This window comes from Streptomyces sp. NBC_00829, assembly GCF_045161795.1.
Classification (GTDB): domain Bacteria; phylum Actinomycetota; class Actinomycetes; order Streptomycetales; family Streptomycetaceae; genus Streptomyces.
This window is the reverse complement of sequence record NZ_CP108867.1, coordinates 5,778,727-5,801,941: the sequence shown is the minus strand read 5'-3', so window position 1 is coordinate 5,801,941 and position 23,215 is coordinate 5,778,727. Positions and strand designations below refer to the sequence as shown.

The window sequence follows — 23,215 nt, the reverse complement described above, 5'->3', positions numbered from 1 at the left end:
CGCCCTCCTCCGTCGCCCCGTACCGTACGGGGCGACGGAGGAGGGCACACATGGCGGGACTGCGCCTTGGACCACTGCTGCGGTACGTCGACTGGGACGGCGGCGGGAGCGCGACGATCTGGGTCGAGGCCGACCGGCCATGCACCGCCGAGGTGCGATGCGAGGACGGAGCGCAGGGCACCTCGCGCACCTTCCAGATCGCCGGCCACCACTACGCCCTGGTGCCGGTCACCGGCCTGACGCCGGGCACGGCGACGGCGTACGAGGTGCTGCTCGACGACCGCCGGGTCTGGCCGCCCGAGAACTCCCCCTTCCCGCCGAGCACGATCAGCACGCCCGATGTCCCCTCCGACGGCGTCACCGTCTCCTTCGGCTCCTGCCGCTGGTCGGCCGCGCCCGCCGACGGGCACGACCCCGTGGGGCCGGACGCGCTCGACACCCTCGCCCTCCGCCTGGCGGCCGAGCCCTCCGCCGCACGCCCCGATGTGCTGCTCCTGCTGGGCGACCAGGTGTACGCGGACGCGACGTCCAAGGAGACCAGGGCCTGGCTCGCGGCCCGGCGCGACATCTCCGAGCCGCCCGGCGCCGAGGTCGCGGACTACGAGGAGTACACCCGGCTCTACGACGAGTCGTGGAGCGACCCAGAGGTGCGCTGGCTGCTCTCCACGGTCCCGAGCTGCATGATCTTCGACGATCACGATGTGATCGACGACTGGAACACCAGCGCCTCCTGGCTGGCGGGGATGCGCGCGACGGCGTGGTGGCAGGAGCGGATCCTCAGCGGCCTGATGTCGTACTGGGTCTACCAGCACCTGGGCAATCTCTCGCCCGCCGAGCTGGAGTCGGACGAGCTGTACGCGGCGGTGCGCGCCGCCCCCGACGGGACCGACCGGCTCAGGAGCTTCGCCGCGGAGGCCGACGCGGATCCGGCCTGTGTGCGCTGGAGCTACCGCCGCGACTTCGGCCGGACCCGGCTGCTGATGGTGGACACCCGCGCGGCCCGGGTCCTGGACGAGCAGAACCGTTCGATGCTGGACGCGGACGAGGCCCGCTGGCTGCGCGAGCAGGCGCTGGACGGGCGGGGGACGTACGACCATCTCCTGATCGGCACGTCCCTGCCCTGGCTGCTCCCGCCGCTGATCCATGACGCGGAGAGCTGGAACGCGGCGCTGTGCAGGGGCGAGCGCGGCGAGCGATGGGCCCGGTTCGGCGAGAATCTGCGCAGACGGGCGGACCTGGAGCACTGGGCCGCCTTCCCCGACTCCTTCGAGAAGCTGACCCGGCTGATCGCGGAGGCCGGCAGCGGGCCAGGCGCCCCGGCTACGGTCTGCGTGCTGTCCGGGGATGTGCACCACGCGTACCTCGCCGAGCCCGAGTGGCCGGACGCGGCGCCGGACGCCCAGGTGCTGCAACTGACCTGCTCGCCCATGCACAACTCCATCCCCCGCTCGATACAGTTCGGTTTCCGCTTCGGCTGGAGCCGGACGGGCAGACGGCTCGGCCATGCCTTCGCGCGGCACGGCCGGACGGGGAGGCCGCCGGTGGACTGGCGGCGCACGGGCGGTCCCTGGTTCGGCAACCATCTGATGACCCTGACGCTGCGCGGGCGCTCGTCCGCGCTCCGGCTCGACCAGGCGCGGGCGGTGGGACCCGCGGGAAAGGCCGCGGTGCTGGTGACCGCGGACGAGCGGGAGCTGACGGCCGACGACTGACGGCCGACGGCTGACGGCTGACCGCCGACGACTGGCGGCACCACAACGGACGGTGATCCTCACCCCAGGGTTCGGCTCAGGCCCTCTCCCCCCGGCATGATGAGCCGGACACTCCACTTCCAAGCACCCCGCATGCCCCGGGAGTTCCTGCTTTGTCCGACGTCCGTGATGTGCGATCAGCACAAGTCCCCCGCTCCCGCGCCATCGCGGTCGTCGGCGCGGGCCCACGCGGCACCTCCGTACTCGAAAGGCTCTGCGCGTCGGTACCCGAGCTCGCCCCGGGAACACCGGTGACGTTCCATCTCGTCGACCCGTCGCCGCCGGGGCCGGGGCGCGTCTGGCGTACGGACCAGCCCCGCGAGCTGCTGATGAACACGGTGGCCTCGCAGGTCACCGTGTTCACGGATGACAGCGTCGCCTGCGAGGGCCCGATACGTCCGGGCCCGAGCCTGTACGAGTGGGCCGCCTCGCACACCGACGAGCGGCTCGGCCCCGACGACTATCCGACGAGGGCGTGTTACGGGCGCTATCTGGAGTGGGCGTTCCTGCGGGCGGTGGGCGGCGCGCCGGACACGGTGACCGTACGGGTCCACCGGGCGCGGGCGGTGCGGCTCGACGACGACCGGGACTTCCACCGCCGCGAGGGGGCCTTGGAGGCCGCCGCCGGAGTGCCCGCCGCCGGAGCCACTGCCGCCACGGCCGCGCCCGACGCCGGGGCGGGCACGCCGGTGACCGTACCGACGCAGACTCTCACCTTGGACGACGGCACCACGCTCACCGGCCTGTGCGCGGTGGTCCTCGCACAGGGCCATCTGCCCGCCGTCTGCCGCCAGACCACGGCACATCTCGCCGAGTACGCGTCCCGCCGTCCCCACCTGCGCCACTACCCGCCCGCCAACCCCGCCGACGTCGACCTCTCCGGCGTCACCCCGGGGGAGCCGGTCCTGCTGCGCGGCCTCGGCCTCAACTTCTTCGACCACATGGCCCTGTTGACGACGGGCCGCGGCGGAGCGTTCGTCCACGACGAGGAGGGCACGCTCACCTACCGCCCCTCCGGGCGGGAGCCGCGTCTGTACGCCGGCTCACGGCGCGGCGTCCCATACCAGGCGCGCGGCGACAACGCCAAGGGCGCGTCCGGACGGCACGACCCCATTCTGCTCACCCCGGAGGTGATCGGCGTCTTCCGCAAGCGGGCGGACGAGGGCGATCCACCGGAGTTCCTGACCGAGATATGGCCGCTGCTCGCCAAAGAGGTGGAGACGGTCCACTACGAGACGTTGCTCGCGGGCCCCGGCGGCAGCGCGCCCCCGGGCTTACGGACCCGCTATCTCGACGCCCCGCACGGGAGCCCCGACGAGGCCACGGTCCTCGACGACTTCGGGATCGCCCCGGCGGACCGCTGGTCCTGGGCGCGCATTTCGCGCCCGTACGACGGCGAGAGCTTCGGCTCCCCCGGCGAGCACCGCGCCTGGCTCCTCGCGCACCTGCGCCGCGACGCGGCACAGGCCGCACTCGGCAATGTCGCCGGGCCGCTGAAGGCCGCGCTGGACGTCCTGCGCGATCTGCGCAACGAACTGCGTCTGATCGTCGACCATGCCGGATTGTCCGGCACCTCGCGCCGTGACCATCTCGACCGCTGGTACACCCCGTTGAACGCCTTCCTGTCCATCGGCCCGCCGCGCCGCAGGATCGAGGAGATGACGGCGCTGATCGAGGCTGGCGTCCTGGACGTGGTCGGACCGCGCACCAGAATGGGGGCCGCGGACGGGGCCTTCACCGCCGAGTCGCCCGTCGTCCCCGGATCCCTCGTCACGGCGACGACGCTCATCGAGGCGCGGCTGCCGGAGCCCGACCTCCGGCGGACCTGCGACGAGTTACTGGGGCGGCTGCTGAAGACGGGCCAGTGCCGGCCGCACACGATCGACGGTTACGAAACCGGAGGGCTGGACGTAACCCAGCGCCCCTACCGTCTGATCAACCGTCAAGGCCGGGCGCACCCCCGTCGTTTCGCCATCGGCGTGCCCACCGAGGGTGTGCACTGGGTTACCGCCGCCGGGGCCAGGCCGGGCGTCGACTCGGTGACGCTCGCGGACGCGGACGCGGTGGCCCGGGCGGCCCTACGTACCCTGAGAGGCCCGTGGGCGAGGAGACCGGACACGGAAACGGAATCCAGGGCGGAAATCAGCCGACGACTGAATGTTGAACTTGCAAGTATTGATTAGGTCCGCCTAGCCTGGGCCCCCCTCGTCGGTTCACGTCCCCAGACCGAAGGAGCCCCCCATGGCCAACCCCTCGCTCACCACCCGCCTGAACCATGCGCAGCCGTACGCGCTCAGCCTGTTCCGCATCGTCGTCGGCCTCCTCTTCGCCTGCCACGGCGCCGCTTCGCTCTTCGGCGTACTCGGCGGCACGGGCGACGGCGGCACCATCCCCGCCGGCACCTGGCCCGGCTGGTACGCGGCGGTGATCGAGCTGGTCGGCGGCACCCTGGTGCTCGTCGGACTCGGCACCCGCAGCGCGTCGTTCATAGCCTCCGGCTCGATGGCGTACGCCTACTTCGATGTCCACCAGCCCACCGGACTCTTCCCCCTGCAGAACAGCGGCGAAGGCGCCGCGATGTTCTGCTGGGCCTTCCTGCTGCTGGTCTTCACCGGCCCGGGCGCGCTGGCGCTGGACCGGCTGTTCGGCGCCCGGAACCGGGCGACCAACGAGGAGCACAGGGAGCAGACCTCACCGGTCACCGCCTGAGCCGCGGTCGGGCGGGGGCCGCTACCCCGGTCACGACCCCCGTCCCGGGAGGCTGTTGACCGCCCGACTCACGTCCGGCTCACGACACCGCCCAGGACCCGGCTCACGACCACCGGAGCCCCGACCCGGCGGCCACCCGGAGCGCCCGGATCCCCTTCCGCACGGATCCGGGCCTTCCGATTTGCCCGGGACACGACGATCACAACATCGGTCCCCCTGGCGATCTCAAGGTAAACCCCAGGCGTACGCTGTACAGCTGTACTGCCGCCCCTGCCGCTCCCCTGCGACGTCGCGGCGTTGTCACAAACCGGGGAGTTCAGGTGTTTGAGAGCGTGGGGTCGCTGACCGGCAGCCCATGGATCTACGCCGTGGTGGCCCTTTCCGTACTCCTCGACGTCTTCCTGCCAGTGCTGCCGAGCGGCGTCCTGGTGATCACGGCCGCAACCGCGGCCGCAGCGGGATCGACCACGGCGACGGCCACCGGCTCCGTCGAGACCGCGCCCGGACAGGTCCCCCACGAGGTGCCGTCGCTGCTGGTTCTGGTCCTGTGCGCGGCCACCGCTTCCGTACTCGGCGACCTCGTCGCCTACCGGCTGGCCTGGCGCGGCGGTGACCGCTTCGACCGCGCGATCGCCCGCTCCCGCAGGCTGACCGGCGCGCAGGAACGTCTTGGCACCGCACTGAGCCGCGGCGGCGGAGCCCTGGTCGTCATCGCGCGCTTCGCCCCGGCGGGCCGCTCGGCCGTCTCCCTCGGCGCGGGCGCCGCCCACCGCAAGGTGAAGGAGTTCCTTCCCTGGTCAGCCCTGGCAGGGGTCGCATGGGCGGGCTACAGCGTGGGGCTCGGCTACTTCGGCGGCCAGTGGCTGGGGGCGAGCTGGGTCGCCGCCGCCGTGTCCGTGTTCGCGCTCTTCCTCGGCGGCGCGCTCGCTGCCTACGTCATGCGGCGCCCGATACAGACGCCGGCTCCCGAACCGGCCGCTTAGCACCTCCGGACCCGCGCACCTCGATCCCTTCGAGCAGCGCGCGGGTCGCCTCCGCTATCTCGTCGACGGCCTGCTCGAAGACTTCGCGATTGTGCGCGGCCGGAGCACGGAAGCCGGACACCTTGCGTACGTACTGCAGGGCGGCGGCTCGGATGTCGTCCTCGGTGGCCTCTTCGGGGAGGACGGGCGGGCGGAGAGTCTTGATACTGCGGCACATGTCTTCAGTGTGCCTCGTGGGTCCGACAGCGCGCCCCCGCGATCGTCCCGCCGGGTATCGCCGGCACCGTCGGCGACACCGTCAGCAGCCAGGCGAGTTTGATCTGTGCGGGTGTCGCGTCGTACCGCTCGGCGATGCGCCCCAGACGCTCGGTGTCGATGTCCGTCAGAGCGCCGAGCGGGAAGGGTGACCCGGCCGGGGCCAACGGCTCCCGTCGCCCGGTCAGGCGGCGCAGGCTCGTGCCGCGGTGACCACCACCGCGGTGTAGCGCATGGTGAAACCGCCCCCCAACGCGTCGACGGCGGCCCCGATGCCCGCCAGCAGCTCGGCCGCCCTCGCCGGCGGGAGCCGGGTGTGGGCGCCGGTCGTGGGCAGTTGGTCCAGCCACTCGTCCCGGGTGTAGGGCCGCTCCCAGTCGAAGCACCACTGCTCCGGATCACCGAACGTGCCCGCCTCCCGTATCCCGTCGGCCGCCCTGGTGCACAGCGCCGCGTACCCGTCCGAGCCGGTCGCCCACCGGCGGGCGGCGAGAGAGTCGGGCATCAGCCGGCGGTAGACGGCGGAGAAGGCATCCGCCACTTCGGGCGGCGGCCGGTCGACGTTCCAGAACGCGGCCAGCCGGCCACCGGGCCGCAGCGCCTCGGCCGCCTTTGCCGCTCCCGCGACCGGGTCCACCCAGTGCCAGCTCTGCCCGGAGACGACCGCATCGAATGTTCGGCCGGCGGGGTCCCAGGCTTCGAACTCCGCCACCTCGACCTGGAGCCCGCGCTGTCGCGCCCAGTCGGCCATCCGCGCGTCGACCTCGACCCCGAGCACCTTGCAGCCGGCCGCCTGGAACTGCCGGGCCGCGATGCCGGTACCGATGCCGACGTCGACAACACAGGGCCCTGGGGCGGCGGCGGCGATCCGGTCCACCATGGCGTCGGGATAGCGAGGGCGGGCCCGGTCGTAGCGTGCGGGATCCGAGCCGAACGACTCTGCCGGCTCTCGGGCTTGATGGGGCCTCGCGCTCGGGAGGACGCACTCGCCCCGGAGGTATAGTGGGCATACGCCCACTATGAATGGGCGTTCGCCCACTCGTCAATCGGGCCGGGCATAGCGAAGGCAGGAGAAGGAGCACGATGCCGACGGGCGTAGCCATGCGTGACGCGCGCAAGCAGCTGTTCGACGCCGCCGAGCGGGTCCTGCTCCGGGACGGGCCGAGCGCACTGAGCAGCCGGGCGGTCACCACGGAAGCGGGCTGCGCCAAGGGTGTCCTGCACCGGCACTTCGCCGACTTCGACGCCTTCCTCGCCGAGCTCGTGCTGGACCGCATCACCCGGATCGACGACCAGGCCGCCTCCCTGCGCAACGCCGCCGGGACCGGTACGGTCGCCGACAACCTGACCGGCGCACTGACGGACTTGTTCGAGTCGGTTGCCGTGGCCATCGTGGGCCTCGTCACCTCCCGGGACGAACTGCGCGCCCGGCTGCGCCAGGCCAGACCGACCGGCGTCCCGCTCCTCACGGAAGCCACGGCCATGATCGCCTCCTACCTCGCCGCGGAGCGCGAACTGGGCCGCGTCGCGGCGGATGCCGCCGTCGACACCCTCGCTCCCACCCTGATCGGGGCGGGGCACCTGCTGTTCGCCGACCGGAGGAGCACCCCGCCGGAGGCTGGATCCGTCCACGAGGTCGTGACCACGGTCATCGCCGGAGTCCTGCGGGAACCGCTGCCACGAGCGGCCACGTAGCAAGGGCCGATGTTCGGCTCTGCATCACATCGACCACTGGAGTGTGCCGCTATGGCGTTGCCACGCATCGGCGTTGTCATCGTGACGATGGGCACGCGCCCGCGGGAACTGAAGGCTCTGCTCGACTCGGTCGAGAAGCAGGATGTGACCGCGGCGCGAGTGGTACTGGTGGGCAACGCGACCCCGCTCACCGATGTGCCGTCCGAAGCGACCAAGATCCCGCTTGAGGAGAACCTGGGCTGCCCCGGAGGCCGCAATGCCGGCCTGAAGGTCCTGCGCGAGTCGGGCGAGGTCGATGTGGTCATCGAACTGGACGACGACGGGCTGCTCATCGCCGACGACGTGTTCCACAGGGTGCAGCAGCTGTTCGCGACGGACCCCGGACTCGGGATCGTCGGATTCCGGGTCGCTGACGAGCACGGACACACGGAGCGGCGCTGGGTGCCCCGGCTGCGTGCCGACGATCCGATGCACCGCGGGCCGGTGACCGCCTTTCTCGGTGGCGGCCACGCCTTCTCCATGCCCATGCTCAAAGAGATCGGCGACTGGCCCGCTCAGTTCTTCTTCGGACACGAGGAGACGGATCTCGCGTGGCGCGCTCTGGACGCCGGCTGGAAGATCCTCTACGAACCCGAGCTTGTCCTCCAGCACCCCAGGACCTCTCCGGCCCGGCATGCCGTGTACTACCGATACACCGCCCGGAATCGAGTCTGGCTGGCACGGCGCCGACTGCCCTTCCCTTTGATCCCCGCATACCTGGGAACGTGGGCTCTGCTCAACTTGGTGCGCATCCGCTCCGCTTCCGGGCTCAAGGCCTGGGCAGCCGGGTTCGTCGAGGGAATGCGAGTTGATTGCGCCCCGCGTCGGCCGATGAAGTGGCGCACGGTTTGGCGCATGACCCGCCTTGGCCGGCCACCGATCATCTGACTGACAGGGAACCAACCGTCGCAGACAACAGGACGCCTCAAATCCCTTCCGGGAAGCCCGGCTCGACCCGCGCCAGGAAGCCGCAGAAGACCCACTGACTGAGGCGGTCGCTCCCCCACGGTGAGCCCGGCTGGGACGGACGGTCACGCGGGCGGCGGGCCCGCCCAGCGCGACCCCGGAGTCGAGCCGTCTCTCAGCTCGGCAGGCCGATCCTCCAAGGTCAGCGGAAAAGGCCATGCCGGTGGCCATAAATCATCCATTTGGCGGTACCGTCCGGCCATGAACAACTGGCCACGGAACCTGGCCCCCCTGCCCGATCCCGAGATCGTCATCGCCCCGGAGATCACGGAGTCGGAGTGCCGCCATTGCGGCACCGGCGTCGCCGGCCTGGACGGCCGGTACGCCTGTGGGGTGTGTGGCTGGGTCAACGACCACTCGGAGGGCCACCACCCGCTGCCACCGGCGAAAGCGGACACGGACTTCCCCGGGAACGGCAGGAACGGCGGAAACGCCAGGAACCGCCTCCGGTAGACCGACACCGCACCACGAGGCCGGCGAACGCAGCGGAGCTGGTCGGCCGAGCTTGCGCCGTACCGGTTGGGAGCCTTCGCGGTCACTCAATCCCAGTACGCACAGGTCACCGTCCGGGGGCCGGCTTCCGACCGAGGCGGAGTGGGAGCACGCGTGCCGTGCCGGTACGGCCGAGCGTCCCTGAGCCACCCGACAGCGCCTCGTCAGGAATTCTCCACGAATCGGACGGACCATGCGTAGCCGCTCAGGCCGTGGTGCGGAACCCGCCGGACCTCCCTCACCCGGCAACCGTCGTGCGCGTACTTGAGGGCGAACCGGTCGAGGCGCTGCGCCTCGGTGAGGTCCTCCATGGACAGTGGTGCCCCGACCACGAGGTCCTCGTGAAGGACCTCCTCGGGAGCGGAAGCGTCCGAGCAGGCCGAGCAGTAATGCGTTTTGGGTAGGGCCATGCCTTCAGTGTCCTCCCCGCCCGGGTGTTCCCGGTGTACGCAGCACGAACGGCCTCACCGTGCCGAGCGCCGCCGGGTGCGGCGAGACCTGCTTGCATACTGGCTGACCTGCGGGTTCGCCTCGTACTGCGCCGATCTCCCGGACCGATGTCCGTCCGGTGATCGCCGCGGCGACGGTGTGCCCCGATCTCACGCGTGCCATGCGTGAGACGCCTGCGCATCGGATGAGTGCGGGGGGGGGGGAGGCAGGGGGACCTGGCACCAGAGCTCCCGGAAGGTCCGGCACAGTCCGTTCGCCCGGGTACCGCACCGGAGCAAGGCGGTTTCGAACCGGCGACATCGAGTGCGCCCCACGCCCGGCCGCCCTTTCAGCGGGGGCGAGTCCCGGCACAGCGCACGCAGGTACTCGCCACCGGCCGAACCTCCAGACGTTCCACCGGGATCGGCTCGCCGCACCCCTCGCAGCGCCCGTAGTCGCCTCGCTCCAGCCGCTCGAACGCCTCGTCAAGATCGGCCAGATGGGCGCGCGCCTGTGCCAGCAGGGCCGCGACATGGGCCCGTTCGAAGGCGGTGCTCGACCCTTCCGGATCGTGCTCGTCGTCGATCGCCACCAGCGCATTCGCCTCGACGATCGCGTCGAATTCACGGCTCAACGCCGCTATCTGCGCAAGCGTGTCCGCACGCTCGGACGACAGCCGATCACGGACCGACTCACGCCCGAGCTGGGTGAAAGCGCCGTCATCGTACGAATCACTCATCAGTCACCACAACATCAGCGCCCGGGGCCGCATTCCAAGCGCCGCGGCCCGATGCTTGGCCACGGCCGGAAGGCAGGGGCCCCGGCGCCGCGGACCACCCGGATCGGCCATGGGAACCACTCCGCCCGAATCGGCCGTGGGAACCACTCCGGTCGGCTCAGGACGGGCTGATACGTCCCGAGACAGGCCGCCAACCGGCTGATCACCGGGCGGGTCGGTGAACGGTGCACCCGGCCCCCTGGGAGCATGCGCCCATGACAGCGCGCGCGGCCACTCCCGCGAAGGACGCACCGGCGAATCTCGTGCTCCTGACGCTGGCATCCGGGCAGTTCCTGATGGCGCTCGACAGCTCTGTCATGAACGTCTCGATCGCAACCGTGGCGAAGGACCTGGACACGACGGTGACCGGGATCCAGGGCGCCATCACGGCCTATACGCTCGTGATGGCGATGCTCATGATCCCCGGCGGCAAGGTCGGCGCGCTCATCGGCCGCAAGCGGGCGTTCATGATCGGCTGCCTCGTCTACGGCTCCGGGTCCCTGACGACAGCACTCGCCCCGAATCTGACCGTGCTTCTGGTCGGCTGGTCCTTCCTCGAAGGGGTCGGGGCCGCGCTGATCATGCCCGCGATCGTGGCCCTGGTGGCCAGTAACTTCGTGACGGAACGCCGTCCGGCCGCCTACGGCCTCGTCGCGGCCGCGGGGGCTGTGGCGATCGCGATCGGCCCGCTCATCGGAGGCGTCGCCACCACGTTCTTCTCCTGGCGCTGGGTGTTCGCCGGTGAAGTCGTCGTGGTGCTGGCCATCGTGGTTCTCGCACGTCGCGTCGCCGACACACCCATCGGCGAACGCCGGCCCGTCGACCTCGTCGGCGCCGCCCTCTCCGCTCTCGGGCTCGGCCTGTTCGTCTACGGTGTGCTCCGCTCGGACGAATGGGGCTGGTTCCTCCCCAAGCCCGACGCACCGTCCTGGGCCGGGCTCTCGCCGACGGGGTGGCTGATACTGGTCGGGCTGCTCCTGGTCTGGCTCTTCCTCCGCTGGGAAGCCCGTCTCGTGGCGCACCACAAGGAGCCGCTCCTGGAGCCTGAGTTGTTGCGGAACCAGCAGCTCACCGGCGGTCTGACGATGTTCTTCTTCCAGTACCTCGTGCAGATGGGCGTGTTCTTCGTCGTACCGCTCTATCTGTCCGTCGCGCTGGGTCTGTCGGCGCTCAAGACGGGCGCGCGCCTGCTGCCGCTCTCGCTCACGCTGCTCGCGGCCGCGGTCCTGATCCCGCGTCTCTTCCCGGACGTCTCGCCGCGGCGCGTGGTGCGTATCGGCATCGTGTCGATGTTCGTCGGCGCGATCGTCCTGCTGGTCGCGCTGGACACCGATGCGGGAGCGGAAATCGTCACCATCCCTCTCCTGCTGATCGGGCTCGGCATGGGAGCGCTCGCGTCCCAGCTCGGGGCGGTCACCGTGTCCGCCGTTCCGGACGAGCAGAGCGCCGAGGTCGGCGGCGTCCAGAACGCCGTCAACAATCTCGGCGCCTCGATCGGCACCGCCCTTGCCGGTTCGGTCATGATCGGCGTACTGACGGCGTCGTTCGTGTCCAATATCGAGCAGAGCCCGGCGATCCCGGAAGAGGTCAAGAGCCGGGCGAGCGTCGAACTGGCGGCCGGCGTGCCGTTCGTCTCGGACGCGCAGCTGAGCGACTCCCTCGACAAGGCGGGCGCGAACTCGGAGGTGACGCAGGCGGCGCTCGACGCGAACGCCGAAGCGAGGTTGGACGGTCTGCGCGCAGCGCTCGGCATCCTCGCGTTGGCCGCGCTCGTCGCACTGTTCTTCACCCAGCGGATCCCGACGACGCAGTCCCGCTCGACACCCCGCTAGGGCCTCTCCCGTCGGACGGAGGTCGGACAGCGGATCAAGAAGGTCCGGCCGGTCCGCGTGCGCGCCGGAAGCGGCCATGGGTGGTGGCTTGTGACCACCGCTTGTTGGGGCGGCCTGGTCGCGCCCGTCTCACGGGTGAGCTTCGCATTGGCACACACGGGCAAGGAGCGGGACAGTGAGGTGTGGGCTTGTGGATGTCGTGGTCGCTCGAGGACGTCGGCACGGCGAGCCAACGAGTGGACGACGTGGTGGCGGCCACGCATGCCCTGATGGGCAGTGTGGAGAATTCGCGGCGCGCCTTCGACTCGTTGGAGTCCTGGCAGGCGCTGCGGACGTCCGCGTCCGACATGCAGACCAGGATGCTCGACGCGGGGCGTGAGGCCGTGGAGCGTGGAGTGACGTGGTCGTCGACCGCGGGCGGCGTCAGGGTGATGCTCATCCCGAGGGACGACACGTAGACGCAGGTGGCGTGTTGACCCACCTGGGGCCGGCCGACCAGCGGCGAGGCCTGCCGGTAGCGCCTCGTTAGTGTCCGGTCGCGGCAGCGGCCCAGGCCCCGCGTTCGCCGGTCTCGCGGCGCCAACGCGGCTGCGGCGAACTGCCGTTGACCGTGATCGACCGCCTGATGTGGCACGGCTCCGCCTGCTCCGCTTCAGCGTCGACGGTTTGGGCGCCCGCGTCGGCGCCCCAGCAGCCTCGCCTGCTCGCTCTTCAGGTGGGTGAACCGGTCGCGCGTGTACTCCCTCAGCTCCCTGCCAGGGAACGGTGGGCTTGATCCGCTTTGACGGACATCCGATGTCAGGGGTTCCGCCCCGGAAGGATGTCCATCATGGCGAGCATGGGGAAGAAGAAGCCGCGCCCTCGCCGCTCGTTCACCCGCGTCGCCGAGAGCGCCGGGCTACGGGTGATCCGGCTGCACGATGCCCGGCACGGCTGCGCGACTCTCCTGACAGCCGCGGGCGTCGCTCCGCGCGTCGTCATGGAGATCCTTGGCCACAGCCGGATTGCCGTGACGATGAACATCTACGCGCACGTCGTGCAGGACACGCAGCGCGAGGCTGTCAGCCGCTGGACCGGATGCTCAAGCGGCGGCCCGGCCGTGAGTGACCACCCGCGTTGATGTCAGAACTGGATGTCAAAGGCCCCCAGCCAAGATCGGCTGGGGGCCTTCGTACTGGTGGGCGCGGACGGTTTCGAACCGCCGACATCTGCTTTGTAAGAGCAGCGCTCTACCCCTGAGCTACGCACCCGTGGATGAGGGAACAGCGTACATGGCTCACGGGGCCGCCCCGCAAACCCGTTCCCGCCGGGCAACGGCCACCTGTCCCCCGCCCTGCCGGCCGGCTCCGCCATACGGGGGCTACCCCCACCCCCGCCCGGTGGCCATCCGGATCGTTCCCCGGCACCCCGCGTCCTACGTTGAGGGCAGTCGCAGAACCAGACCTGGGGGAAAGATCACCATGACCGCGTTCACCACCCGCAGCCGCGCTCACGCCCACGCCCGTGCCGCCACCCGCGCGCTCGTCGCCCTCGGCGGTGGCGCGGTTCTCGTGCTCGGGCTCAGCGGGTGCGGGAGTGCCGATGCCGGGGACGCGCCCGTGGAGCGGCGGGACTTCGCCTTCAGCGGGAAGACGCTCACCATCGACAGCGACAACTCCGCCATCGAGCTTGTGCCGGCCGACATCAAGGATGTGCAGGTCACCCGCCAGGTCGACGGGTGGGTGTTCCTCGGGGACGGGCCCGAGCCCACCTGGAGGATGAAGGACGGGACCCTCACGCTGCGGGTGAAGTGCGATGCCGTCGCCGCCGACTGCGAGGCGCGGCACACCATCAAGGTGCCCCGGGGCCTCGCCGTGACCGTGGAGGACGACAACGGGGGCGTGACCGCCGCCGGGTTCGACGCCGCGCTGACGATCCGGTCCGACAACGGGGAGGTGACCGTACGGGACTCCAGCGGGCCGCTGCAGATCGACAGCGACAACGGGGAGGTCGTCACCGAGGGCATCAGCGCCAGGACCGTGCGGGCCACCTCCGAGAACGGAGCCGTGCGGCTCGGGCTCGTCGCCGTGCCGGAGCGGGTCGAGACCACCAGCGACAACGGGTCGGTCGCGATCGAGCTGCCGCGTTCCGGGGCTCCCTACGCCGTGACGGCCACCAGCGCCAACGGCGACGTGGATGTCGACGTGGCGACCGACAAGAGCAGCTCACACGTCGTGAAGGCACGCAGCGACAACGGCAAAGTCACGGTGCGAAGCGCGAACTAACGGACCCGTGTGTTCGTCCTTACCTGGTGGGAGAATGAACCGGGCAGGGCGAAACAGCACGGGAGAGGGATGTGACGGCGACACACGCGCGGCCGCACGACAGAGCGCAGGCGCGAGCGAGTGCCGTCAGGGACGTCCTCGCGCTGATGCTGTTGCCTCTGCCGCTGATCGTCGCTGCGCTTCCCGCATCGGTCGCCGGCGGGGGTACGCGACGCTGGTTCGGCGGCGGGCGCGGGGAGAGTGAGCGGGCCGACGCGCAGGCCGCCAAGGACGCTGCCGCCGCCGCCTTCTACGAGCTGGACACCGCCCAGCGCGATCTGCGGATCTCGATCGAGACGATCACGGCCGTCGACCGTTCGCCGGGGGCCCGCCGGGCCGTCGACGACTTCGCCGCGTTGGGGCGGCGGATCGACGAGGTGAGTCATCAGTACATCAGCGCCGTCGACGCCCACGATCTCGACCGGCACGATCTTGAGGCCTCGGTGGCCGCGCGGGCCCGCGGGGAGCTGGACCGCGCCAAGGACGAGCTCGTACGGGTCAAGGGGGACCTGGACCGGTTCACGCAGGGGCTCGGGCCGCTGCTCGACAAGGCGGAGACCCAGCTCGCCCGGCTCGCGCCCGCCGTCGAGCGGGCGAGAGCGGCGCTCCTTTCCGCGAGCAATGCTCTCGATGCGGTGCGGGGCTCCGGTCTGCGCGCGGATGATCTCGCGGCCCGTCTCGCTGCTCTCGCTCCCGAGCTGACCCTGCTGAACCAAGGTGCGGGCCGCCATGGTGTAGCCGAAACGCTTCAGCGCGCGGACCGCGTCCTGCGTGACGCCGAGGCCGTGCGTGCCGAGTCCGAGCGGCTGCCCGAGCGCGCCGCCGAGACCGACAAGCGTCTGGTCTCGCTCCGTACCCGCGCGCAGGCCCTCACCAACCGTGCCGGATCCGTCGAGCCCGTCCTGAGCGAGCTGCGGCGGCGGTTCGCCGCGGCCTGCTGGCAGGATCTCCAGCCCGTTCCCGAGCAGGCGGCGATCAGTGTCCGCCAGGCCGAGGAGAAGCTCCGGGAGGCGGCCAAGGCGCGCGACGAGCAGCGGTGGGCGGACGCGACGTCCCTGCTCAGCACCGTAAGGGCGTTGCTGAACTCCACCGACGAAGCGGTCTCCGCGGCGGGCGACCGCCTGCAGCGGCTCAACGCCGTGGCCAAGGACCCGCAGCAGGAGATCGAACGGACCCGCTTCGCCCTCCGCGACGCCCAGCGCCTCGCCATGGCCGGGCGCAACACCCCCGATCCGCGGCACGCACGACCGCTGGACGACGCGGTGGCGCGGCTGGAGCGGGCCGTCGCCGGGCTGGAGGGGCGTCACCCCGACTACTGGCACTTCCTGACCGAGACCGAGGCGGTACGCAGAGCTGCCGCGCGCGTGGTCGAGCAGATCCGCGAGGACCGCGGCTCGGGCGCGGGCTGAACCGGGCGGGGCGCGAGCGAGCTGAGCCGCAGGCGCGAGGCGATCTGGGAGGGGCTGGCCGGGGCGCGGTCCGGTCCCGGCGCGGGCACGGGCTGACCCGTACGCGGCACGGGCTGAACCGGGCGGGGCGCGAGCTGCCCCCGTGCGCGGTCCGCCCCGGGCAAGGCTGACCCGGGCAGGGGCTGCCCCGGGCTCGTGCGCGGGATGCGCACCGTCCCCCTCCGGCCGGACAGCCCGGCCCCGCAGGGCACCCGTCGGGCGGGCCGCAGGCCGTGATCTCCCCAGCGATTGAACGTCGCGGCCCCCGGGGCGATCCTGGGGAGTACGTACAAAGGGAGGCCTGACATGGCCACACACATACCTGTGCCCAAAACAAACCGCGCCAGGCTCGACGAGCATCTTCCCGTCGACCATCGGCTCAGCCAGGTCTACCGCGTCGGTGCCGGGCTGATGGGCCTGGTGCTGCTCGCCTTCGGGATTCTCGGGCTCATCGACAAGATCGGCTTCTTCAGCACGGGCGGCGACGAGGTCGCCGGCCTCAGCACCAACGGCGCGCTGAGCGTGCTCTCCATCTGTGTCGGGGTGCTGCTCTTCGTCGGTATGGTCATCGGGGGGAACTTCGCCTCGACCGTGAACATGGTCCTCGGCATCGCCTTCATCCTCAGCGGCTTCTTCAACCTGGCGCTGATCGACACCACCTTCAACCCTCTCGCCTTCGAGATCCAGAACGTCCTGTTCAGCTTTGTCGTCGGTGTGCTGCTGATGTTCTTCGGGATGTACGGGAGAGTCAGCTCGACGCTGCCGCACGACAATCCGTACTGGAAGGCCCGCCACCCGGAAATGGCGGCCCGCGAGCAGTCCGCCCGCGCCGGTCAGCGCGAGCTGAAGTAGGGGCAGGGGCTAGCCTGTGGCCATGCCCCGATATGAATACCGCTGCCGCAGCTGCGGCGACTCCTTCGAAGTGAACCGGCCGATGGCCCAGTCCTCGGACCCGGCGAGTTGCCCGGCCGGGCACGAGGACACCGTCAAGCTGCTGTCGGCCGTCGCCGTCGGCGGTACGAAGTCCGCCCCCGCGCCCAGCGGAGGGGGCGGCGGAGGCGGCTGCTGCGGTGGCGGCTGCTGCGGCTGACCCGCGTGTGGGCGGCTGACCCGCGCCCACGTGTGACCCGCCCGTGGCGGGCGGGTCACACGCCGGGTGCTCCCGGTGGGCGTACGGCCGCTCAGACCTGGTGCGGTATCGCGCCGGCCGCCGTGCGGCGGAAGTCGTCGCTGAAGCTGCGGAAGCGCCGCAGGATCTCCTCGCCCGCCGCGACACCCTGCTCGGGCAGGACATCCACATGGGGTGCGCTCCAGCCGCTGTCGGCCAGTTCGCCGTGGCCGGGCCGCCAGCCGCGGTTCGCGGCGAGCAGCAGATCGGCGTCGAGGAGGGAGTCCCCGGCCGCCAGGATGTGCTGCGCACCCGTGCGGCGCGCGACTTCGCGCACCGCCGCACTCTTGGTGAGCGGCTTCGGCACGGCGTAGATCTTGCGGCCCTGGAGCGACACGGTCCAGCCGCGGGGCCCGGCCCACTCCGCGAGCTCCTTGACCCAGCCGTCCGGCAGCAGCGTCCGCTCGACGACCAGATACGCGAAGAGGTCCTCGGCGACGCGCTGCTTGCGCAGCCAGGTGGGGTTGGCCGTGGCGGTCAGGTGCTCGCGGACCTCGGCGAGCGGGGCGCATTCGTCGGCGAGGCGGGCGGCGACCTGACGCGTCCAGTCGGGGTCGGTCACGCCGTCGACGAGCAGGTGTCCGCCGTTGGCGCAGATCGCGAACTCGGGCGAGGGTCCGGGAAGCCGGATACGCCCGTACTGCTCGCGGGTGCGCGTCGTGGTCGGTACGAAGACGGTGGAGCGGGCCAGCTCGTCGAGGAGCCCCGCGGCGGTCTCGGTGACGTAGGACAGCGGCTTGCTCTTGTACACCTCTACGCAGAGCAGCCGTGGCGCGTCCGCGTCGGCCATCGCGAGCTGGAGGGCCGCGGTGGAGTAGATGAGGGTGCGGTCGAGGTCGCTGGCGACGAGGAGGGTCACTGGCCCGCCACCGCCTTGCCGTCAGCGCCCGTCGCACCGCGGGTGTACTTCGGGTGGATCAGCCCGACGCAGGTGTACGGGAGTCCGTCGACCTCCTCGACCGGTACGCCGCGCTGTTCGGCGAGCAGCCGCACATGGTCGAGGTCGGCACCCGCGCCTCGCTTGGCGAGGATCTTCCAGGGGACGCGGCGCAGCAGGACGCGAGTCGTCTCGCCGACGCCCGGCTTGACGAGGTTCACGTCGTGGATGCCGTACTCCTCGCTGATCCGCTCGACGGCCGCCCAGCCCTCCCATGTGGGTGCGCGGTCCGCGGACAGCAGCTCCTTGACGTCGGCGTCGACGGCCGCCGCGACCTCGTCGAAGCGGGCGGCGACCGTGTCCAGGAAGTGCTCCGAGACGTCTGAGCCGGCCAGCTCGCGGTAGAACTTCGCGCCGTGGAAGTCGTGCGGGCCGACGAGGTCGGCGCGCAGGACCGTACGCGAAATGAGGCCGGAGACCGTGGAGTTGAGACAGGCGGAGGGGATGAGGAAGTCCTCGCGCGTGCCGTAGGTGCGCACACAGCCGCCGGGGTCGGCGAGGACCGCGATCTCCGGGTCGAAGCCGCCGAACTCCTTGAGCGCGTCGGCCAGTTCGCGGGTGATCGCGCCCTTGCCCGTCCAGCCGTCGACGAAGACGACGTCGGCCGGGTCGTGGTGCTGCTGAAGCCAGCGCAGGGCGTTGGCGTCGATGCCGCGTCCACGGACGATGGACACGGCGTAGTGCGGAAGGTCCAGGCCGTGCCGCCGCTGGGCCCAGCGCCGCATCAGCACACCCACGGGCGTGCCCGCGCGGGCCAGCGACACGAGGACCGGCCGGGGCGACCGCTCGGCGATGACGGTCTCCGTGACGGCGCCGACGGCGCGGGCGATCCGGGCCGCGGAAGTCTCCAGCGCGGCCTTGAACAGCTCCTGGTACCGGTCGCTCGGCTGGTACTCCACGGGCAGCGACTCCGCGTAGTGCGCGCCGCCGCTCTGGATCGCCTCTTCGCGCTCCTCGGTCGGGGCCTCCAGCTCGGCCTCCGACAGGTCCTGGAGCAGCCAGCCGACCTCGTCCGGCGCGTACGAGGAGAAGGCGGGGCCGCGGAGGGGCTCGGGCAGCATGGGGGCCCTTTCGGGTACGTCGGGTACATAGCTCGGCACGACGGCCAGGACGACGTGCGGAGTGTGCGCGGCGAGCTGGGCCAGCAGGCCTTCAGGGGCGTGCAGTTCGGGGGTGTCGGCGGCCGAGTCGACCACGGCGACGACGGCGTCGAAGCCGGCGCCCGCGACGTTGTAGGCGTACCGCTCGCCGGGGCCGTCGGCCGGGTTGTCGTGGGAGGGGAAGACCAGCCGGGTACGTATCGCATAGCCCGGGTCGTCGACGGGGAGGACAGGCGAGCGCGTGGTGGTGGAGTAGTACACGTCCGCGTCGCCGTGCTTCTCCAGGGAGACGGCCAGCCGCAGAGGCGCGTACATCAGCTCCTCGAAGCCGAGGACGAGGACGCGGCGTGCCCCGCCGACGGCGCCGGCTATTCGCTCCGCCATGGCGGGCAGCGCCGCCTCGAGGCGGGCGCGGTGGGCGGGGGTGAAGCCGTGGCGTCCGCCGTCCGGCACCCCTTCGGGCCAGGCCAGCTCCACCCGCACGGCGTCACGTGCCGGCGTGTGCGCGGGAGCGGCCGGGGAGGGAGTCGCCGGGGAGGAAGCGGCCGGGGAGGCTGCTGCCGCCGCCTCCTGCTGCGCGACGAGCGCCTGGCCCTTCTCCAGGACGCCCTCCGGGAGCACGACCGTCCCCGAGGCGAGCGACACAAGGTCGATCCGGGCGCCGATCTCCCCGGCGAAGGCGGTGAGCCGCTCCCGGTCCTGCTCGGAGCGCATGTCGACCAGCGCCACGATCACGTACCGGCGTCGCGGATGGCGTCCGTGCAGGTCGCGGATCGTGTTGAGCACGGTGTTGCCCGTGGAGAACTCGTCGTCGACGAGGATCAGCGGTCCGTCGCCCGCCAGCAGGGCCGGATTCTGCGGAAGCAGCAGGTGGGAGGTCGCGTGCGAGTGCGACTCCTCGAATCCGCCGGCGCGGGCGACGCCCTCGACGGGGCGGCGCGTGGAGTGCAGATAGGGCGCGAGGCCCACGCCGTCCGCCACCGAGTGCCCGAGGCCGGTGGCGGTCTCCGCGTACCCGAGGACGACCGAGCGCCGGCTCTCGGCCGAGCCGAGCAGCTCACGCACCCGCAGGCCGAGGTCGAAGCCGGTCCGCCACACTACCAGCGGTCGCTGGGGCACATGCTTGCCCAGGACGTTCGACACGAGCAGATGCGCCCGCTTGGGGTTCCGGCGCAGCGCGAGTCCCACCAGGCCGCTCAGCGTCTCGTCTCCGACGAGACCGACGCCCAGCCGCTCGGCGACCCATGTTCCCGACCACTCCACGCCTACAGTCTCTTCCTTCGTCGTTTCCCGAGTCCTGCCCGCGGCGGTGTCCGCGGTCGTGTGCAAGGTCGTGTCCGCGGTCATCTCAGCCGGAGAGTCCGGCCGTGAGCAGCTCCACGAAGCCGACCTCTTCCCTGGCCACTCCGAAGACCTCGGCGCGCAGCAGGGTGCGCTCGGCCCATGCCCGGTGGGGCTTCACTTCATTCATCTTGTTCGTGTACGCGGAACGCATCACGCCTCCGCCGCCGCGCTCCGGGCGCAGGATGTCCTGCGCGTCGCTGTACTCCTCGTGGCTGACGACCGACAGTGCGTGCACGGGCAGTACGTGGGAGGGGTGGATGCAGGTCTTGCCCTGGAGGCCGTTGGCGCGGTCCAGCTCGATCTCGCGGAGCAGCCCGTCCAGGTCGTGCTCGATCAGCGTGGTGCGCAGCTCTTCGGCGCGGCCCTCCATGAAGGGGCTCCGGCGCAGCTGGGGCTTGAACATGCGCTCCTGGAGGCGGAAGTACTCCCAGACGGGGCCGGTGACGGTGAAGCCGGTGCCGTCCGCCCGCCCCAGGACGTTGACCACGTCCGCGATGACCGAGGCGACGATGTGGACGTCGTAGGCGGTCATGTCGGGCGACCGGCGCAGTCCGTACGCCGAGCAGAAGTCGGTGACGCCGAGGCGCAGCGCGAGGACCCGCTCGCGGTACTTGAGGACCGTGCGGGAGATCCCGGTGAGGGTTTCGGTGCGCGTTTCGAGGTGGAGCAGTTCGGGAGATTCGAGTACGGGCATGGCAAAGAGCCGGTGTCCGCTCGCGGATTCCGCGGCGGAGAGCGCCTCCAGGAACGGCACGCCACGCTCTTCCGTGAATTTCGGAAGTACGAATCCGGACAGTCTCTTCACGGACGGCCCGAGCCGGTCGACCAGATCCGGGATCTGTCCCGGTTCACGGACCCGAAGGAAGAGCAGCGGCAGCTCCGCCTCCCGCGCGTCGAGGTCGGCGAACTGCCGGACCAGATTCGCCTCGGCCTCCGCCACATCCGCGTCGCCGATGGAATCCTCCAGGCAGAGGACCATGGAGACCACTCCGCGGCCGACCTGCTTGAGTACGTCGTCGGCGAGCTTCGGCCGGGTGGCGGGGCTGTAGAGCGTCGCTCCCAGTGCGGCCGCGAGGGTACGGGCGGAGGAGGCGCCGGTGAACTCACACGGCTGCTGATGGAACAGACCGTCACGGACAGCAGGCGAAAGATGCCCGAAATGACGCATATATATCCCCCGTACTGACTTGGCGGCCCAAAAGAGGTGGCCGGTAATAGTACGTACGAATGTGTGTCAAGAGTTCCCCAAGTCCATGAATTCCAGGTAACCCGCTTGCACCATGCCCATGTCCTGGCCCCAGAACAAGGGGGCCCCGCGTTGTCCGGGCGGCCGCCGGGAAGGCAGGATGACAGGCATGACGCACGCCATGCTGAAGGGCTCGAACGTTCCCCTCGACGCCACGGCCGTCCGGGCCGTGCTGCGGTGGACCCCGGGCGCCGGGGTACCCGATGTGGACGCCTCGGCCCTGCTGCTCGGCCCTGACGGGCGCGTGCGCTCCGACGAGGACTTCGTCTTCTACAACCAGCCGCGCCACCCCTCGGGGCTGGTGCGCCGGCTGTCGAAGAAGCGCCTCGCCGACCATCTGACGGACACCGTGGAGGCGGACCTCTCCTCTCTGGACCCGACGGTCGACCAGGTGGTGCTCGCCGCGTCCTCGGACGGCGCCACGTTCGAGCACGTACGGGACCTGCGGATACTCCTCTACGACGCCGCTGTCGCCGACAGTGACCCGCTGGCCGTCTTCGATGTGAAGCCCGAAACGGGCGAGGAGACGGCGATCATCTGCGGCGAGCTCTACCGGCGCGGGGACGGCTGGAAGTTCCGCGCGGTGGCACAGGGCTATCCGACGGGCCTGGTCGGCCTGGCCACGGCCTTCGGGATCTCGGTGGACGAGGCCGAGGCGGCCGCGGAGCCGTCGGGGCAGCACCAGCCGCCGTCGCAGCCCGCACAGCCCGCGTACGGATACCCGCAGCCGGCGTACGGATTCCCCCAGCCGACGACCCAGCCGGTCGCGAGCCCGGCCCAGCCCGGCTACGGATACCCGCAGCCGGCCGCCGCCGCCGCTTTCGCGCCCGACCCGAACTTCCGGCTGCCGCCGATGGGCCCCCAGTTCGTACGCCCCTGAGCGGGCGGCCGGAGCGGCCCGCTCAGACCCGGCTCTTGTAGCCGCGGCCCCACTGCAGTCCCCAGCCGTACAACCGGTCGAGTTCGGCCTGAAAGCCGTACACGAACTTCACCTCGCGGCGCACGACCAGCTCCCCTTTCACGTTCTCCATGGAGAAGATGGCGCAGGAGCGGGCCTGTGGCGCGCGCTCGTCGAGCTCTATCTCCACCCGCGGGCCGTTGCTCGGGTAGAGCGTCACATGCGCGTGTGTACGGTCGAAGGCCGGCGTCTGGTCGTAGATGTACGCGAAGAACAGCAGCCGCTTGATGGACTCTCGGTGGTCGAGATTGACGTAGATCGTCTCACCCGAGGGGGATCCGAACCGGTCGTCCCCGCTGAGCTTCACATAGGGCGGCCCGTTCAGAGAGCCGAAGAAGCTGCCCAGCGGCTGGACCACCCCCTTGCTGCCGTCGACCAGCTCATAGAGGCAGCCGAGGTCGAGGTCCACATTGACCACGCCCTGGGTGTGGGCCTGGACCACATCGGGCTGGAAGAGCTTGAAAGGGTGCCTCAGCAGCCTTCCGCTCTGTTCCGACCGGCCCTCGATGTCGGACGTGCGCATGCGCCAGGAGAGGTTCACCCGCAGATTGCCGGTGGCCGCACCCTGCTTGGTGAGCGAGACGACCGGGTGCCGCTTGGTCAGCTCGATGGAGTTGGTCGCGGCGCTGCCGGAGTCGAACTGAATGGACCTGCCACGCCACAGGCCGTCCAAGAAAGCCATGTGCCACCCCCTGATGCATCGGTGAACCCCGCGGCGGGGCGGCGCCGAGGCCGGTGCCTCGATGCCGCCCCGCTCAGAGCGTTCCTCAATCGCCGCCGGG

General features: G+C 71.0%; 23 protein-coding genes, 1 tRNA gene and 2 pseudogenes. 16 read left to right on the top strand and 10 right to left on the bottom strand.

Translation table 11 applies throughout. From position 1 onward, the window contains the following. The first annotated feature begins 50 nt into the window (after positions 1 to 50). From OG293_RS25725 to OG293_RS25710, 4 genes are all read left to right on the top strand, one after another. Positions 51 to 1,712, top strand: a complete 1,662-nt coding sequence (locus tag OG293_RS25725) for an alkaline phosphatase D family protein (protein WP_406001143.1) — start codon at positions 51 to 53, stop codon at positions 1,710 to 1,712. A 152-nt stretch (positions 1,713 to 1,864) separates the two neighbouring features. Then, complete coding sequence (locus OG293_RS25720) at positions 1,865 to 3,934, top strand: FAD/NAD(P)-binding protein (protein WP_406001142.1); 2,070 nt, start codon at positions 1,865 to 1,867, stop codon at positions 3,932 to 3,934. A gap of 58 nt (positions 3,935 to 3,992) precedes the next feature. Then, the gene (locus OG293_RS25715) at positions 3,993 to 4,460 is read left to right on the top strand and encodes a DoxX family protein (protein ID WP_406001141.1); all 468 of its coding nucleotides are present in this window, start codon (positions 3,993 to 3,995) and stop codon (positions 4,458 to 4,460) included. Positions 4,461 to 4,780: 320 nt separating this feature from the next. Then, positions 4,781 to 5,443 (top strand): DedA family protein, encoded by a 663-nt coding sequence (locus tag OG293_RS25710; protein ID WP_406001140.1) that lies wholly within the window; start codon positions 4,781 to 4,783, stop codon positions 5,441 to 5,443. Here OG293_RS25710 and OG293_RS25705 read toward each other — a convergent pair. The 3 genes from OG293_RS25705 to OG293_RS25695 are packed head-to-tail and all read right to left on the bottom strand — an operon-like array spanning position 5,397 to position 6,578. Next, entirely contained in the window at positions 5,397 to 5,660 is a 264-nt protein-coding gene (locus tag OG293_RS25705; protein WP_406001139.1) for a DUF2277 domain-containing protein, read from the bottom strand. The genes OG293_RS25710 and OG293_RS25705 overlap by 47 nt on opposite strands. 4 nt (positions 5,661 to 5,664) lie before the next feature. Next, entirely contained in the window at positions 5,665 to 5,865 is a 201-nt protein-coding gene (locus OG293_RS25700) for a hypothetical protein (protein ID WP_406001138.1), read from the bottom strand. A 17-nt stretch (positions 5,866 to 5,882) separates the two neighbouring features. Then, on the bottom strand, positions 5,883 to 6,578 hold the full coding sequence (locus OG293_RS25695) for a class I SAM-dependent methyltransferase (RefSeq protein WP_406001137.1): 696 nt from the start codon (positions 6,576 to 6,578) through the stop codon (positions 5,883 to 5,885). Between the two features lie 203 nt (positions 6,579 to 6,781). Between OG293_RS25695 and OG293_RS25690 the strand changes: the two genes are divergently transcribed. From OG293_RS25690 to OG293_RS25675, 4 genes and pseudogenes are all read left to right on the top strand, one after another. After that, on the top strand, positions 6,782 to 7,393 hold the full coding sequence (locus OG293_RS25690; protein WP_406001136.1) for a TetR/AcrR family transcriptional regulator: 612 nt from the start codon (positions 6,782 to 6,784) through the stop codon (positions 7,391 to 7,393). 51 nt (positions 7,394 to 7,444) lie between these two features. Beyond that, entirely contained in the window at positions 7,445 to 8,320 is an 876-nt protein-coding gene (locus OG293_RS25685) for a glycosyltransferase family 2 protein (RefSeq protein WP_406001135.1), read from the top strand. 279 nt (positions 8,321 to 8,599) lie between these two features. Then, on the top strand, positions 8,600 to 8,851 hold the full coding sequence (locus OG293_RS25680; protein ID WP_406001134.1) for a hypothetical protein: 252 nt from the start codon (positions 8,600 to 8,602) through the stop codon (positions 8,849 to 8,851). Positions 8,852 to 8,872: 21 nt separating this feature from the next. After that, a pseudogene (locus OG293_RS25675) lies at positions 8,873 to 9,020 on the top strand (SUMF1/EgtB/PvdO family nonheme iron enzyme); the annotation flags it as partial. Between the two features lie 34 nt (positions 9,021 to 9,054). On the opposite strand, the gene OG293_RS25670 reads toward OG293_RS25675, so the two are convergent. Beyond that, entirely contained in the window at positions 9,055 to 9,300 is a 246-nt protein-coding gene (locus OG293_RS25670; RefSeq protein ID WP_406001133.1) for a hypothetical protein, read from the bottom strand. A 368-nt stretch (positions 9,301 to 9,668) separates the two neighbouring features. Continuing rightward, the gene (locus OG293_RS25665; RefSeq protein WP_406001132.1) at positions 9,669 to 10,058 is read right to left on the bottom strand and encodes a TraR/DksA family transcriptional regulator; all 390 of its coding nucleotides are present in this window, start codon (positions 10,056 to 10,058) and stop codon (positions 9,669 to 9,671) included. Between the two features lie 254 nt (positions 10,059 to 10,312). Between OG293_RS25665 and OG293_RS25660 the strand changes: the two genes are divergently transcribed. The 3 genes and pseudogenes from OG293_RS25660 to OG293_RS25650 form a co-directional block, all read left to right on the top strand. Then, positions 10,313 to 11,929, top strand: a complete 1,617-nt coding sequence (locus OG293_RS25660; RefSeq protein WP_406001131.1) for an MFS transporter — start codon at positions 10,313 to 10,315, stop codon at positions 11,927 to 11,929. A gap of 194 nt (positions 11,930 to 12,123) precedes the next feature. Continuing rightward, positions 12,124 to 12,387: a hypothetical protein gene (locus OG293_RS25655; protein ID WP_406001130.1), complete on the top strand. Its 264-nt coding sequence runs from the start codon at positions 12,124 to 12,126 to the stop codon at positions 12,385 to 12,387. A 407-nt stretch (positions 12,388 to 12,794) separates the two neighbouring features. Then, a pseudogene (locus OG293_RS25650) lies at positions 12,795 to 13,036 on the top strand (tyrosine-type recombinase/integrase); the annotation flags it as partial. A 68-nt stretch (positions 13,037 to 13,104) separates the two neighbouring features. On the opposite strand, the gene OG293_RS25645 reads toward OG293_RS25650, so the two are convergent. After that, positions 13,105 to 13,179 (bottom strand) — tRNA-Val (locus OG293_RS25645). A 210-nt stretch (positions 13,180 to 13,389) separates the two neighbouring features. Here OG293_RS25645 and OG293_RS25640 point away from each other — a divergent pair. The 4 genes from OG293_RS25640 to OG293_RS25625 all read left to right on the top strand — a co-directional run bounded on the left by OG293_RS25640 (position 13,390) and on the right by OG293_RS25625 (position 16,770). After that, entirely contained in the window at positions 13,390 to 14,193 is an 804-nt protein-coding gene (locus OG293_RS25640; protein ID WP_406001129.1) for a DUF4097 family beta strand repeat-containing protein, read from the top strand. A 71-nt stretch (positions 14,194 to 14,264) separates the two neighbouring features. Next, positions 14,265 to 15,641, top strand: coding sequence for a hypothetical protein (locus tag OG293_RS25635; RefSeq protein WP_406001128.1), 1,377 nt, complete (start codon positions 14,265 to 14,267; stop codon positions 15,639 to 15,641). Between the two features lie 345 nt (positions 15,642 to 15,986). Continuing rightward, positions 15,987 to 16,532: a DUF4383 domain-containing protein gene (locus OG293_RS25630; RefSeq protein ID WP_406001127.1), complete on the top strand. Its 546-nt coding sequence runs from the start codon at positions 15,987 to 15,989 to the stop codon at positions 16,530 to 16,532. Between the two features lie 22 nt (positions 16,533 to 16,554). Beyond that, positions 16,555 to 16,770, top strand: coding sequence for a zinc ribbon domain-containing protein (locus tag OG293_RS25625; protein WP_381197223.1), 216 nt, complete (start codon positions 16,555 to 16,557; stop codon positions 16,768 to 16,770). 91 nt (positions 16,771 to 16,861) lie between these two features. Here the strand turns inward: OG293_RS25625 and OG293_RS25620 are convergent, their stop codons facing one another. The 3 genes from OG293_RS25620 to OG293_RS25610 are packed head-to-tail and all read right to left on the bottom strand — an operon-like array spanning position 16,862 to position 21,397. Continuing rightward, on the bottom strand, positions 16,862 to 17,707 hold the full coding sequence (locus tag OG293_RS25620) for an HAD family hydrolase (protein WP_406001126.1): 846 nt from the start codon (positions 17,705 to 17,707) through the stop codon (positions 16,862 to 16,864). Further along, positions 17,704 to 20,232 carry a phosphoribosyltransferase gene (locus OG293_RS25615; RefSeq protein ID WP_406001125.1) on the bottom strand — a complete coding sequence of 843 codons (2,529 nt, stop codon included), beginning with the start codon at positions 20,230 to 20,232 and terminating at the stop codon, positions 17,704 to 17,706. Before OG293_RS25615 ends, OG293_RS25620 begins: the two co-directional genes overlap by 4 nt. A gap of 1 nt (position 20,233) precedes the next feature. Next, positions 20,234 to 21,397 carry an HpcH/HpaI aldolase/citrate lyase family protein gene (locus OG293_RS25610; RefSeq protein ID WP_406001124.1) on the bottom strand — a complete coding sequence of 388 codons (1,164 nt, stop codon included), beginning with the start codon at positions 21,395 to 21,397 and terminating at the stop codon, positions 20,234 to 20,236. A 178-nt stretch (positions 21,398 to 21,575) separates the two neighbouring features. Here OG293_RS25610 and OG293_RS25605 point away from each other — a divergent pair, with 178 nt between their 5' ends. Then, complete coding sequence (locus OG293_RS25605) at positions 21,576 to 22,355, top strand: TerD family protein (protein ID WP_406001123.1); 780 nt, start codon at positions 21,576 to 21,578, stop codon at positions 22,353 to 22,355. Between the two features lie 22 nt (positions 22,356 to 22,377). Here the strand turns inward: OG293_RS25605 and OG293_RS25600 are convergent, their stop codons facing one another. Beyond that, a complete protein-coding gene (locus tag OG293_RS25600) occupies positions 22,378 to 23,115 on the bottom strand; it encodes a Tellurium resistance (protein WP_406001122.1) in 738 nt (245 codons plus the stop codon). Positions 23,116 to 23,215: the final 100 nt, after the last annotated feature.